Raw genomic sequence first — 12,480 nt, 5'->3', positions numbered from 1 at the left:
GTTTTAGAGTGGGCTGTCAGAACCGCGTAAGGGAAAAACACGAGGCCCCGTGCCTTGCTTCCCACTGACAATGCCCGGTTGTTGTATCCACAAGAACGAGGAGATTCTGAATGAGCGAACCGACGGCCAACCGTCCCTGGCTGGGGGCTTATCCCGCCGGCGTGCCTGCCGACATCGACGTGGCGCAATATCCCTCGCTGGTGCACCTGATGGAGGAAAGCTTCCAGAAGCACGCCGGTCGCACCGCCTACAGCTTCATGGGCAAGGACGTCAGCTTCGCGCAGACCGACAGCCTCTCGCAGGCCTTTGCGGCCTACCTGCAGGGCCTGGGACTGGTCAAGGGCGACCGCGTGGCCATCATGATGCCCAACGTGCCCCAGTACCCGGTGGCGGTGGCCGGCATCCTGCGCGCAGGCTTCGTGGTGGTCAACGTCAACCCGCTGTACACGCCGCGCGAACTCGAGCACCAGCTCAAGGACTCGGGCGCCAAGGCGATCGTGATCATCGAGAACTTCGCGCACACGCTGCAGCAGTGCATCGCCAACACGCCGACCAAGCACGTGGTGCTCACGGCCATGGGCGACCAGCTGGGCCTGCTCAAGGGCGCGCTGGTGAACTACGTGGTGCGCAACGTCAAGAAGATGGTGCCGGCCTACAGCCTGCCGCAGGCGGTGCGCTTCAACGACGCCATTGCCAAGGGCACGCGTGGCACGCTCAAGCGGCCCGAGATCAAGCCCGACGACATGGCCGTGCTGCAGTACACCGGCGGCACCACCGGCGTGAGCAAGGGCGCGGTGCTGCAGCACCGCAACGTGATCGCCAACGTGCTGCAGTCCGAGGCCTGGAACGACCCCGTGATGAAGAAGGTGCCGGCTGGCGAGCAGCCCACCAGCGTGTGCGCCCTGCCGCTGTACCACATCTTTGCGTTCACGGTGAACATGATGCTGGCCATGCGCACGGGCGGCAAGACCATCCTGATCCCCAACCCGCGCGACCTGCCGGCCGTGCTCAAGGAGCTCAGCAAGCACACTTTCCACAGCTTCCCGGCGGTCAACACGCTGTTCAACGGCCTGGCCAACCACCCCGACTTCAACACCGTCAACTGGAGCAACCTCAAGGTCTCGGTGGGTGGTGGCATGGCGGTGCAAAGCGCGGTGGCCAAGCTCTGGCTGGAGAAGACCGGCTGCCCGATCTGCGAAGGTTATGGCCTGAGCGAGACCAGCCCGTCGGCCAGCTGCAACCCGACCACCAGCACCGAGTACAGCGGCACCATCGGCGTGCCCCTGCCCAACACCTACATGAAGTGCCTGGACGACGATGGCAACGAGGTGCCGATGGGCCAGCCGGGCGAGATCGCCATCAAGGGCCCGCAGGTCATGGCGGGCTACTGGCAGCGCCCCGACGAGACCGCCAAGGTCATGACGGCCGACGGCTTCTTCAAGAGCGGCGACGTGGGCGTGATGGACGCGCGCGGCTACTTCAAGATCGTGGACCGCAAGAAGGACATGGTGCTGGTCAGCGGCTTCAACGTGTACCCCAACGAGGTGGAGGACGTGGTGGCCCTGTTGCCCGGCGTGATGGAATGCGCCGTGGTCGGCGTGCCGGACGAGAAGTCGGGCGAGGCGGTCAAGCTCGTGATCGTCAAGAAGGACGAGAGCCTCACCGAGGCGCAGGTGCGCGAGTACTGCAAGACCAACCTCACCGGCTACAAGCAGCCCAAGGTGGTGGAGTTCCGCACCGAACTGCCCAAGACACCCGTGGGCAAGATCCTGCGGCGCGAGTTGCGCGACAAGAAGTGACGCCCCGGCGCGCTGCGCCACAATGCAAGGCGGCTTCGGCCGCCTTTTCTTTTGCCCGTCCAGGAGGGACCGTTCCGTGACCACCATCGCCATCGTCAGCGCCCTGCACGAAGAGCTGGCCGCCGTGCTCGCGCTCATGCCCGACGAACAGCAGCAAGTGGTGGGCGGGCGCGCGTTCTGGCGTGGCCATCTGCACGGGCACGACGTGGTGGCGGTGCTTTCGGGCATCGGCAAGGTGGCGGCGGCCACCACCGCCGCTGTGCTCATCGAGCGCTTCGGCGTGCAGCGCATCGTGTTCACCGGCGTGGCCGGCGGGCTGGCGCCGGGCGTGAACGTGGGCGATGTGGTGGTGGCCCGGCACTTCCTGCAGCACGACATGGACGCTTTGCCGCTCTTTCCGCGCCACGAGGTGCCGGGTTATGGCCGCTCCCGCTTCGATGCCGACCCCACGCTGACCACGCAGCTCGTGCAGGCGAGCGAGCGGGTGCTGCACGAATTGCCCGCACGCCTCGGTGCCGAGGTGATGCAGGCCTTTGGTCTGGAGACGCCCCGCTGCCACCAGGGCCTGCTGATCAGCGGCGACCGGTTCGTCTCGACCACCGCCGAGAGCCTGGCCCTGCGTGGGGCGTTGCCCGATGCGCTCGCGGTGGAAATGGAAGGCGCCGCGTTCGCCCAGGTCTGCCACGACTACGGCGTGCCGCTGGCCGTGGTGCGCACCATCTCGGACCGGGCCGACGATGCGGCCCATGTGGATTTCCCGCGTTTCCTGCGCGAGGTGGCGAGCCGCTACAGCGGCGCGGTCATCGACGCGCTGCTGACGCAGCGCTGAGCAGGTCTACCTCAACCAGCCTCGTTTGCGGAAGTAGAGCATCGGCAAGACCGCCGACAGCACCATCAGCGCCAGCGCCAGCGGGTAGCCGTAGTGCCACTTCAGCTCGGGCATGAAGTCGAAGTTCATGCCGTAGCTGCTGGCCACCAGCGTCGGGGGCAGCAGCGAGACGCTGGCCACCGAGAAGATCTTGATGATCTTGTTCTGGTTGATGTTGATGAAACCGACCGTCGCGTCCATCAGGAAGTTGATCTTGTCGAACAGGAAGGCCGTGTGGCTGTCGAGCGAGTCCAGGTCGCGCAGGATCTGGCGCGCATCCTCGAACTGTTCAACGCTGAGCATGCGGCTGCGCATCATGAAACTCACCGCGCGGCGGGTGTCCATCACGTTGCGGCGGATGCGGCCCGACATGTCCTCGTGCCGCGCGATGGCCGAGAGCGCCTCGCTCAGCAGGTTGTCCGAGGCGTTGCTGTCGAGCACCTTCTTGCTCACGGTCTCGATCTCGTCGTAGATGTCCTCGAGCGTGTCGGCGCAGTACTCGGCGTCGGCGTCGAACAGCATCAGCAGCACGTCCTTGGCGTCCTCGATCAGGCCCGGCATGCGGCGCGCGCGCATGCGCAGCAGGCGGAACACCGGCACGTCCTCGTCGTGGATGGAGAACAGCACGCCCCGGCTTTTGAGCGTGTCGTTGTGCTCGTTCAGGATGAAGGCCACGCGCACTGCGCGCGGGTCTTCGTCGTCGTCGATCAGGAAGTCCGAGCGCACATGCAGCTCGCCGTTGTCTTCCTCGAAGAAACGCGCCGATTCCTCGATGTCCTCGTCCATCGCGTCTTCGGGAATCGACAGGCCGAAGTGCTGCTTGACCCAGCGGCGTTCTTCGGGGGTGGGGTCTTCCAGGTCGACCCAGATGGGTTTGAAGCGGGCCAGCTCTTCGAGCGACTCGATTTCTTCCTGGAACAGGCGGCCATTGGCCAGGGTGAATACGTTGAGCATGACGGCGCTCCCGGCGGTTTCGTGCTGTCTGGCAAAGGGTCGAGGCCGGCTCCGCGGGCCTCGGGGGCGGTTCGGGTGCTGCTTTCAGCCGTCCGGCCGCCTGACCCAAAGCCGCTCGGGGGCGGCGCTCAGACGGTCGCGGGGGTGGCTGAAAGCACGCAACTGGGGGGCGTGCTTTCCATGCGGGTCTCCATGTGTGAAACAGGCCGAATTATGGCACTGCGGTGCCGGCCCCGAGGTCTTCGGATGCGCCAAAAAAGCGCATCAGTTCGTCCTTTCGCCGCCAGGCGTCATGTTCGCCCAACTCGATCAGGGCGTTGACGAAGCCCGGTTCGAAGAGCAGGTAGCTCGCCAGCGCGGCTGCGCTGCCGGCCGCGCCGCGCCGCGTGTCCAGTGCGCCCAGGCCCGCCAGCGTGTTGCGGGTGGGCGCGGGCAGTTCGCGGATGTGCTTGCTCGCGAGCTCGTCCAGCGAGAAGCTGGGCTGGATCGCCAGCACCTCCACCGGCCGGTAGGGCAAGGCGGTGGCCAGGGCTGGTGGCAGCCGCGCCAGGGTCTGGCTCACGCGCTGGGTCTGCTCCACGTCGGCCTGCAGGGTGTCGTGGAACACGCTGGCCATGGCGTGGCCGGCGATGGTGCCTGCGGTGGGCTCGCTGCCGTTGCGCGCGGCCAGGCCGGCGCGCTGGGGTTGGCCGACACCGATCACCAGGATGCGGCGCGCGCCGAACTGGATCGCCGGTGAGAGCGGCGAGAGCTGCCGCATCGAACCGTCGCCGAAATGCTCCTTGTGCCCGTCCACCCACAGTGGCACGGCCGGGAACAGGAAGGGGATGGCGCTCGAAGCCATCAGGTGCTCGATGGTGATGGGCTGGAACTCCGAGCGCCGCCCCGGCCGGTGCCAGGGCTGCACCGGGTGGCCAAGCCGGGTCTGGCAGAAGGTCCAGTGCTCGCCGGTCGTGTAGCTCGATGCCGTGACGCCCAGCACATGGATCAGCCGTTGCTCCAGCGCGCGTTCCAGGCCCTGCAGGTCGATCGCGCGGTGCAGGGTGTCCACCAGCGGAAGCGTGTCGAGCAGTGCTCGGTGCCGGCGCACCTGCCGCGCCAGTGTGAGCCCGGCCACCACGCGGTTCGCTCGCACCCAGCCGGGCGCTTCGAGCCGATAGACGCGTTCCGAGCGCAGGCCGCTCCAGAACGTGGCCAGTTGCGACAGCGCGGGCAGGCCCTGGGTGGCGATGCTGCCCAGGTAACTCGCGTTGAGCGCGCCGGCCGAGGTGCCGAACAGCCACTGAAAGGGAAAGACCGGCACCGCCGAGCCCGCGGTCGCTCGGGTGGCCAGCAGGGCGCCCACGGCCTTGAGCACGCCCACCTGGTACGCGGTGCGCGCGCCGCCCCCCATGAGCACCAGCGCGCAGGCGCCGTCACCGTATTCGGGTGACGCAGGCAGCAGCGTGTTGTGGGTGATGAGGGTGTCGAGGGACAAAGGGGTGTCGAAAGGTGTGAATCGTCACATCCTAATCAATCGCCGCGACCGATGGGGCGGCCTCGGCCATCCAGCGCTGCAGCGCGCGCGGATCGACGGGCTTGTTCAGCAGGGTGATGTCCTGCCGCAGGTCCTCGTCTGTCAAGTGCACGCTCGCGTCGCCGGTGATCACCAGGGCCGGCACCTCGCGTTCGAGAATGCCCCGAAGCCGGGAGATGGCCTGAAGGCCATCGAAGGTCTCGCTCAGGTGGTAGTCGACCACGATCAGCGAAATCGAGGCGCTGTTGTTCCATGCCAGGACGAGGGCGCCGCGCATCGTCTGCGCGCCCAGCACCCGATGGCCCAGGCCGCTCAGCAAATGCGTGAGCGCGCGAACCACCTGCTCGTCGTTGTCCAGCACCAGCACCACCTGAGTGGGCGCAGCCGGTGCAGATGTCCTGGTGGGGGCGGGCGCCTCGATCACGGGATCGCAGCGTGGCAGGAACACCGAGAACACCGAGCCCCGGCCCACGCGCGAGCGCACGTTGAGGCGCGCGTCCAGCAACTCCGCCGAGCGATGGACGATCGACAGGCCCAGGCCGAAGCCACGCGACTGCGCCGATGCCCGGCGCGCATTGCTGGCCTGGTAGAACTCGTCGAACACCCGGGGCATGTCGCTTTCCGGAATGCCGATGCCGGTGTCCCAGACCTGAATTTCCACCTCGTCGCCCCGCCGCCGGGCACCCACCAGCACCCCGCCGCGCTCGCTGTAGCGCACCGCGTTGGCCACGAGGTTGAGCAGAACCGTGTGCAAGACCGCGGGATCGGCCTGCACCCACAGAGGGGTTTCCATCAGTCGAAGCCGAAGGCCCTTTGCCTTCGCCTGGCCGCGCAAGACCTCGCCGACCTGCAACAGGACGGGGTTGATCGCACAGGGGGCCCTTCGAACCATGACGGCGCCAGAGTCCAGCCGGGAGATTTCCATCAGCACCTGCAGCAACTGGCCCATGCTCTCCAGCACCGAATGCATGCGATCGGCGATATCGGCCAGCGCCTGAGGGGACGGCCGAGCGTGCCGCACCAGGCGCTGGAGCGCGGGGACAAACAGGCCCATGGCGTGGATGGGTTGCCGCAGATCGTGGCTGGCCGCGGCGAGAAACCGCGTCTTTCGGCGCTCGGACGCTTCGGCATGCTCCTTGGCCCGGGTGAGGTGGTCCATCAGTGCCTCGTTCTCCATGCGCAAGTGGATCGATTGCCGCAGCGACAGGGGAATGCTGCGCGCGAACGAGGCGGTGAACACCAGAAAGAGCAGCGACAGCAGCCCCAGGATGGTCAAGGCCGAACCGCCCGCGATCAGGCAGTGGATCGAAAAGGGCAACGAACAGGGAATGGCAAATGCCAGGTGCGCGGGCCAGTACGATCCGATCGACTGGGTGGCGCTGGAGAGGATGCCGCACAGCACGATCGCGATGATGGCCTGCGTGTACAGGTCATCGGGGGTGAAGAAAAGCAGCGTGATCGAGCCCCACATCAGGCCGGCGCCGCCCGAGGCCGCGACCAGCACGAGCGCCCACCGGCGGGCGTTGGCGTCGGTGACGGGGTATCGGTGCCGGCCACCGTACAGCACCAGGCGCAAGGCCGAATACAGCGCCATCCCTGCCCACCAGCCCAGCACCAAGTTCGATGGTTGATGCTGCAGGATCAGCAGCCAGGCGGCGCCACTGGCCAGCAACACGGTGCCCACCGCCATGCCCGGCAGGTGGCGCAAGAGAATGCTTACCTGCTCCTGCAACAGGCGCTGTTCCAGCTTCAACGTGTCGACGGTGTCGGGCATGAAGAAATTCGTACCTGAGGCCACCCCTCGGTCGCGTGCCAACTCCCGTGTGGCTGCCAGTTTACGCTTCTGGCACTGCGGCGTTTCATCGGTTTATCACGCTTTGTTGCCCCGTGTGGCTTGCGCCGGCGAGCATTCATGGGCATAGTGGTCTCAAGACATCCCCGTGGCCGTCGGGAGGTCTTGCCCCAGGCGGCTTGTGTCAACCCGGAGCAAATGGAGGCTCATCTATGAACCTGACGATCAGCGGTCACCACCTCGAGGTCACCCCCGCCTTGCGCGGTTACGTCACCACCAAACTGGAACGCATCTCCCGACACTTCGATCAAGTGGTCGACATCAAGGTGCTGTTGACGGTGGACAACCTCAAGGAGAAGGACCTGCGACAAAAGGCCGAGTGCAATGTCCACGTCAAAGGGCGCGACCTGTTTGCGGAAAGCGTCCATGCCGATCTGTATGCGGCGGTGGACGAACTGGCCGACAAACTGGACCGCCAGGTGCTGCGCTACAAGGACAAGACGCAAGACCATCACCACGGTACGGTCAAACGTTTGATGTGACCCCGCTCACGGCTCCCGGCGCCGGGAGCGTGAAGAATGTTGCATTGCAGCAAGCCGCTTGATATGTCAAGCGGCTTTTTTGTGCCCGCAGTCTAGCCAAGGGACACCAACTCGGCATAATTTGCGGTCCGAAAGGGCCCACATGAACCGACTTTCCGCCATATTGCCCGCCGTGCAAGTGCTCGTTGGCGTTGACGCCACCAGCAAGAAACGCGCATTCGAAGAGGCAGGCCTGCTGTTTGAAACCGAGCACGGACTCAACCGCGCCCTGATCACCGACAGCCTCTTCGCGCGCGAGCGCCTCGGTTCCACCGGGCTCGGCCATGGCGTGGCCATCCCCCACGGGCGCATCAAGGGTCTCAAGCAGCCGCTGGCCGCGGTGTTCCAGCTCGCCAGCCCGATCGGCTTCGACGCGCCCGACGAGCAGCCGGTGCAGTTCATGATCTTCCTGCTGGTGCCCGAAGTGGCCACGCAGAAGCACCTCGAAATCCTGTCCGAGATCGCCGAGATGCTCAGCGACAGTGCCCTGCGCGAGCAGATGAAGACCTCCACCGATGCTGCCGAGCTGCACAAGCTGATCACGTCCTGGCAGTCGGCCCACGCCGCCGCCTGAATTTTGAGCCGCCACGCTTCACCGTTTCACGGGTCGCTGCCCCCCAAGGGGGCTGACCAGCCTTGGGGCGGCCCTGCGGCTGGCCACTCGCCTTGAAACCCACCGTCGTCAGCGCCGATGTCCTGTTCGAGGACCATCGCGACGCCCTGAAATGGCAGTGGATCGCCGGCCTCGGGGCCTCCGAGCGCCGTTTTGACGAGGTTGCCATTCGCGCCGCGCGTTCCGGCGCCGATCTGGTCGGGTACCTCAACTACATCCACCCCTACCGCGTGCAGGTGTTCGGCGAGCGCGAAGTCGCCTACCTCACCAGCCCCAGTGAGGACGACAACCGACGCCGCGTGGCGCGCATCGTCACGCTGGAGCCGCCGGTGCTGGTGGTGGCCGACGGGCAGACCGCGCCCGACGCCCTCACCGCGATGTGCGAGCGGGCCCAGATCCCGATGTTCTCCACGCAGGAGTCGGCGGCTTTTGTCATCGACGTGCTGCGTGCCTATCTTTCGCGCCACTTCGCCGACCGTTCCTCCATGCACGGTGTGTTCATGGACATCCTGGGCATGGGCGTGCTGATCACCGGCGAATCCGGGCTGGGCAAGAGCGAACTGGGCCTGGAACTGATCTCGCGCGGCCACGGCCTGGTGGCCGATGACGCGGTGGACCTCTACCGCATCAACCAGACCAGCATCGAGGGCCGTTGCCCCGAGCTGTTGCAGAACCTGCTCGAGGTGCGCGGCATCGGCCTGCTCGACATCAAGGCCATCTTTGGCGAGACCGCGGTGCGCCGCAAGATGCGGCTCTCGCTGATCGTGCACCTGGTGCGCCGAGAAACCATGGAGCGGGACTACGAGCGCATGCCCCACGAGCCGCTGTACCAGGACGTGCTGGGCGTGCCGGTGCGCAAGGCGGTGATCCAGGTGGTGGCCGGCCGCAACATCGCCGTGCTGGTGGAAGCGGCCGTGCGCAACACCATCCTGCAGCTGCGCGGCATCGACACCTACCAGGAGTTCGTCTCACGCCACCGCGCGGCCATGTCGCGCAGTGAGTAGAAGGAACACCCCCGCGCCGCCTGCGGCGTCACCCCCTCCAGGGGGCAGTGCCTGCGGCCTGGCAAAGCCAGTTCCGCGGCGCTTCTTGAGAAGAAAACCCGGGTGCGTTCGTCAGGTGACGCGGTGCACGTTGCCCCGGTGCGGGCAGTCGGTCTTGCTGCAATTGGCGTAGAGCGACAGCGCGTGCTCTTGCAGCACGAAGCCACGGGCCTTGGCCACCATCTGCTGGCGTTTCTCGATCTCGGCGTCGAAAAACTCCTCGACCCGGCCACAGTCCAGGCAGACCAGGTGATCGTGGTGCTGGCCTTCGTTGAGTTCGAACACCGATTTGCCCGACTCGAAGTTGCTGCGCGTGAGCAGGCCCGCCTGCTCGAACTGCATCAGCACGCGGTAGACCGTGGCCAGGCCGATGTCCGAGCGTTCTTCGAGCAGCACGCGAAACACGTCTTCGGCCGTCATGTGCCGTTGCTTGGCGTTCTGGAACACCTCCAGAATCTTCAGCCGGGGCAGGGTGGCCTTGAGCCCCGTGCTCTTGAGTTCTTCGATGTTGGTCATGGCAGGCAGGTGCAAGGGGTTGAAACAGGCGCAAATGAGCGCCACCGGGCATCGCCGACCCCTGGGGTGGGGTGCCCTCCGGTGCAGGACCCCGGGGCTACAATGACCGGATCATATCGCCAGCGTCCGCCGGCTGCCGCATTTTTCCCTGTGCGGCACACGGCGTTACGCCTCCAGGGTCAGCCCACATGCATTTCCTCTCACCCCGCCGCGCCCGTTCCACGAAGCCGTCCCCGCGTCTGGCGCACGCCCTGTGCGCGCTGATGGCCGTGGCTTCGCTCTCGGCCTGCAGCTACGTCCCGACCATCATCACCCCCTACAAGATCGACATCGTGCAGGGCAACGTGGTCACGCGTGAGCAGGCGCAGGCGCTCAAGCCCGGCATGTCGCGGGCCGAGGTGCGCGACATCCTGGGCTCGCCCCTGCTGTCCAGCGTGTTCCATGCCGACCGCTGGGACTACGTGTTCACCTTCCGCCGCCAGGGCCAGGAGCCCCAGCAGCGCAAGCTGACGGCGTTTTTCAAGGGCGAGACGCTCGAACGTTTTGAAGGCGACGAGCTGCCCAGCGAGGTGGAATTCGTGGCTTCGCTCGACGCGCGGCGCAAGTTCGGCAAGGTGCCGCCGCTGCAGGCCACCGAGGCCCAGCTGAAATCCTTCCAGGACAAGAACACCCCCCTGGCGCCCGAGCCGACGCCGCCGGCACCATCGCCCGACACCGTCTACCCACCGCTGGAGAGCTCGGGAGCGGCACGTTGAGCGCCGCCGTGAACGCCGCCCTGCGCGTGTGTGTGGCCGGCGCCAGCGGCCGCATGGGCCAAATGCTGGTCGAAGCCGTGCGCGACAGCGGCGACTGCACCCTGACCGGCGCGCTCGACATCGCCGGCAGCCCGGCCATCGGCCAGGACGCGGCCGGCTTTGCGGGGCAGGCCAGTGGTGTGGCCATCACCGCCGACCTGACCGCCGGCCTCTCGGGCAGCCAGTTCCTGATCGACTTCACCCGCCCCGAGGGCACGATGGCGCATTTGCGCGAATGCGCGAAGCTGGGCGTGGCCGTGGTCATCGGCACCACCGGATTCACCGACGCGCAGAAGGCCGAGATCGCGCAGATCGCGAAGCAGATCCCCATCGTCATGGCGCCCAACATGAGCGTGGGCGTCAACGTCACGCTCAAGCTGCTGGAGATGGCGGCCAAGGCCATGGCCACGGGCTACGACATCGAGATCATCGAGGCGCACCATCGCCACAAGGTGGACGCGCCCAGCGGCACCGCCCTCAAGATGGGCGAGGTGATCGCCGACGCGCTGGGCCGCGACCTCAAGGAATGCGCGGTCTACGCGCGCGAAGGCGTCACCGGCGAGCGCGACCCGTCGACCATTGGTTTCGCGGCCATCCGCGGCGGCGACATCGTGGGCGACCACACCGTGCTGTTCGCCGGCACCGGCGAGCGCATCGAGATCACGCACAAGTCCAGCAGCCGCACCACCTACGCGCAGGGCAGCCTGCGCGCCGTGCGCTTCCTGGCGGGCAAACCGGCCGGGCTGTACGACATGTTCGACGTGCTCAGCCTGCGCTGAGCCCGGGTCCCAGCAGAAGAACCCCAGCGCCATGGACGCCAGCGCCCCGGTCGGGCTTTTGCAAACCCTGAGCCAGGCCGACGCGCTCGGCCGTGCCGTGGCCCTGCTGCTGCTGGCCATGTCGGTCGCGAGCTGGGTGGTCATTCTCTGGAAGGCCTGGCTGCTGCGCCGCGCCGCAGCCGACCTGAGCCTGAGCACCGCCGCCTTCTGGCAGGCCAGCGACCTGGACGACGCCCAGGCGCGCCTGGGCCGGTTCGACCCGCAACGGATCGTGCTGCCCCTGCTGCAGGCCGCGCGCGGCCTGGACAGCGCAGCACCCCACACCCTGGCCGCTGCCGGCGACCGCTCGCAGCAGCTCACCCGTGTGCTGCGCGATGCCCTGCACCGCGTGCTGCACCGCCTGCAGTTCGGCCAGGTGCTGCTGGCCACCGTGGGCTCCACCGCGCCCTTCGTGGGCCTGCTGGGCACCGTCTGGGGCATCTACCACGCGCTCACCGGCATCGGGCTGGACGGGCCCTTCCGCATCGAGCAGGTGTCCGGCCCGGTGGGCGAGGCGCTGGTGATGACCGCCGCCGGCCTGGCGGTGGCGATTCCCGCCGTGCTTGCCTACAACGTGCTGGGCCGCCAGATCGCCCGCATCGAGGCCGACCTGGAAGGCTTCGCGCGCGACCTGCGCGAGCTGCTGGCGCATTCAGGGAGTCCATCGTGAGACCTGCCGCCGGGCTGCCCCAAGGCAGGTCAGCCCCCTCGGGGGGCAGCGACCCGCATCAGCGGCGGAGCGTGGGGGCATGAGCTTCGGCAGGCTGGAGCGCCCCACGGGCGACCGGCCCATGAGTGATATCAACGTCACGCCCCTGGTGGACGTGATGCTGGTGCTGTTGGTGATCTTCATCATTGCCGCCCCCTTCATGGCCAGCCGGCTGGCCCTGGAACTCCCCAAGGCCGAGGTGCCCGCCACCGCCCCGGCGGCGGCCGATGCCTTTGTTTCCCTGGCCCTGGACGCCCAGGGTCAGCTGCACTGGAACGACGAACCCCTGGCCGAGGACGCCTTGCGCCAGCGCCTGCAGGAGACTGCCCGGCGCAACCCCGCCACCGAGCTGCAGCTGCGCGCCGACGCCGCCGCGCCCTATGGCCGCGTGGTGCAGCTGATCGGCCTGGCGCAGAGCGCCGGCCTCTCTCGCATCGGCTTCGTGGCCGACAGTGCGCCCCCCGCCGCGCGCTGAAT

Annotated in this window: 13 protein-coding genes; 9 read left to right on the top strand and 4 right to left on the bottom strand. The window is 67.2% G+C overall.

The genetic code is table 11. From position 1 onward, the window contains the following. Positions 1-110: 110 nt before the first annotated feature. Both AC1Q9M_RS22750 and AC1Q9M_RS22745 read left to right on the top strand, forming a co-directional pair. Positions 111-1,799: a long-chain-fatty-acid--CoA ligase gene (locus AC1Q9M_RS22750; RefSeq protein WP_382153161.1), complete on the top strand. Its 1,689-nt coding sequence runs from the start codon at positions 111-113 to the stop codon at positions 1,797-1,799. 136 nt (positions 1,800-1,935) lie between these two features. Next, the gene (locus tag AC1Q9M_RS22745; protein ID WP_492436014.1) at positions 1,936-2,628 is read left to right on the top strand and encodes a 5'-methylthioadenosine/adenosylhomocysteine nucleosidase; all 693 of its coding nucleotides are present in this window, start codon (positions 1,936-1,938) and stop codon (positions 2,626-2,628) included. A 6-nt stretch (positions 2,629-2,634) separates the two neighbouring features. On the opposite strand, the gene corA is transcribed toward AC1Q9M_RS22745, so the two are convergent. The 3 genes from corA to AC1Q9M_RS22730 form a co-directional block, all read right to left on the bottom strand. Beyond that, a complete protein-coding gene (corA, locus tag AC1Q9M_RS22740; protein WP_382153164.1) occupies positions 2,635-3,621 on the bottom strand; it encodes a magnesium/cobalt transporter CorA in 987 nt (328 codons plus the stop codon). 211 nt (positions 3,622-3,832) lie between these two features. Beyond that, positions 3,833-5,098, bottom strand: a complete 1,266-nt coding sequence (locus tag AC1Q9M_RS22735) for a patatin-like phospholipase family protein (RefSeq protein ID WP_444687681.1) — start codon at positions 5,096-5,098, stop codon at positions 3,833-3,835. A gap of 31 nt (positions 5,099-5,129) precedes the next feature. After that, complete coding sequence (locus AC1Q9M_RS22730; protein ID WP_492435886.1) at positions 5,130-6,911, bottom strand: sensor histidine kinase; 1,782 nt, start codon at positions 6,909-6,911, stop codon at positions 5,130-5,132. A 230-nt stretch (positions 6,912-7,141) separates the two neighbouring features. On the opposite strand from AC1Q9M_RS22730, the gene hpf reads away from it, so the two are divergent. The 3 genes from hpf (at position 7,142) to hprK (ending at position 9,127) form a co-directional block, all read left to right on the top strand. Then, complete coding sequence (gene hpf / locus AC1Q9M_RS22725; protein WP_291113681.1) at positions 7,142-7,471, top strand: ribosome hibernation-promoting factor, HPF/YfiA family; 330 nt, start codon at positions 7,142-7,144, stop codon at positions 7,469-7,471. Between the two features lie 142 nt (positions 7,472-7,613). Beyond that, the gene (locus AC1Q9M_RS22720; protein WP_382153173.1) at positions 7,614-8,084 is read left to right on the top strand and encodes a PTS sugar transporter subunit IIA; all 471 of its coding nucleotides are present in this window, start codon (positions 7,614-7,616) and stop codon (positions 8,082-8,084) included. A 92-nt stretch (positions 8,085-8,176) separates the two neighbouring features. Then, positions 8,177-9,127: an HPr(Ser) kinase/phosphatase gene (gene hprK / locus AC1Q9M_RS22715; protein ID WP_291113686.1), complete on the top strand. Its 951-nt coding sequence runs from the start codon at positions 8,177-8,179 to the stop codon at positions 9,125-9,127. Positions 9,128-9,238: 111 nt separating this feature from the next. On the opposite strand, the gene fur is transcribed toward hprK, so the two are convergent. Beyond that, the gene (gene fur / locus AC1Q9M_RS22710) at positions 9,239-9,682 is read right to left on the bottom strand and encodes a ferric iron uptake transcriptional regulator (protein ID WP_291113688.1); all 444 of its coding nucleotides are present in this window, start codon (positions 9,680-9,682) and stop codon (positions 9,239-9,241) included. Positions 9,683-9,870: 188 nt separating this feature from the next. Between fur and AC1Q9M_RS22705 the strand changes: the two genes are divergently transcribed. The 4 genes from AC1Q9M_RS22705 to AC1Q9M_RS22690 all read left to right on the top strand — a co-directional run bounded on the left by AC1Q9M_RS22705 (position 9,871) and on the right by AC1Q9M_RS22690 (position 12,478). Beyond that, positions 9,871-10,437: an outer membrane protein assembly factor BamE gene (locus AC1Q9M_RS22705; RefSeq protein WP_382153176.1), complete on the top strand. Its 567-nt coding sequence runs from the start codon at positions 9,871-9,873 to the stop codon at positions 10,435-10,437. Beyond that, complete coding sequence (dapB, locus tag AC1Q9M_RS22700; RefSeq protein WP_444691245.1) at positions 10,434-11,255, top strand: 4-hydroxy-tetrahydrodipicolinate reductase; 822 nt, start codon at positions 10,434-10,436, stop codon at positions 11,253-11,255. Before AC1Q9M_RS22705 ends, dapB begins: the two co-directional genes overlap by 4 nt. 31 nt (positions 11,256-11,286) lie before the next feature. Beyond that, positions 11,287-11,964, top strand: a complete 678-nt coding sequence (locus AC1Q9M_RS22695) for a MotA/TolQ/ExbB proton channel family protein (protein WP_382153179.1) — start codon at positions 11,287-11,289, stop codon at positions 11,962-11,964. A gap of 79 nt (positions 11,965-12,043) precedes the next feature. After that, positions 12,044-12,478 (top strand): ExbD/TolR family protein, encoded by a 435-nt coding sequence (locus AC1Q9M_RS22690; RefSeq protein WP_382153181.1) that lies wholly within the window; start codon positions 12,044-12,046, stop codon positions 12,476-12,478. Positions 12,479-12,480: the final 2 nt, after the last annotated feature.

It is taken from the genome of Hydrogenophaga sp. GW823-FHT04C09, assembly GCF_058796355.1.
The sequence above is the reverse complement of the archived record's forward strand: the minus strand, read 5'-3'. Positions and strand labels throughout refer to the sequence as shown.

Bases quoted from the DNA above. Each gene is read 5' to 3' on its own strand.
- AC1Q9M_RS22750 (WP_382153161.1), top strand. From the start codon at position 111: ATGAGCGAACCGACGGCCAACCGTCCCTGGCTGGGGGCTTATCCCGCC.
- AC1Q9M_RS22745 (WP_492436014.1), top strand. From the start codon at position 1,936: ATGCCCGACGAACAGCAGCAAGTGGTGGGCGGGCGCGCGTTCTGGCGT.
- corA (WP_382153164.1), bottom strand. From the start codon at position 3,621: ATGCTCAACGTATTCACCCTGGCCAATGGCCGCCTGTTCCAGGAAGAA.
- AC1Q9M_RS22730 (WP_492435886.1), bottom strand. From the start codon at position 6,911: ATGCCCGACACCGTCGACACGTTGAAGCTGGAACAGCGCCTGTTGCAG.
- hpf (WP_291113681.1), top strand. From the start codon at position 7,142: ATGAACCTGACGATCAGCGGTCACCACCTCGAGGTCACCCCCGCCTTG.
- AC1Q9M_RS22720 (WP_382153173.1), top strand. From the start codon at position 7,614: ATGAACCGACTTTCCGCCATATTGCCCGCCGTGCAAGTGCTCGTTGGC.
- fur (WP_291113688.1), bottom strand. From the start codon at position 9,682: ATGACCAACATCGAAGAACTCAAGAGCACGGGGCTCAAGGCCACCCTG.
- AC1Q9M_RS22705 (WP_382153176.1), top strand. From the start codon at position 9,871: ATGCATTTCCTCTCACCCCGCCGCGCCCGTTCCACGAAGCCGTCCCCG.
- AC1Q9M_RS22695 (WP_382153179.1), top strand. From the start codon at position 11,287: ATGGACGCCAGCGCCCCGGTCGGGCTTTTGCAAACCCTGAGCCAGGCC.
- AC1Q9M_RS22690 (WP_382153181.1), top strand. From the start codon at position 12,044: ATGAGCTTCGGCAGGCTGGAGCGCCCCACGGGCGACCGGCCCATGAGT.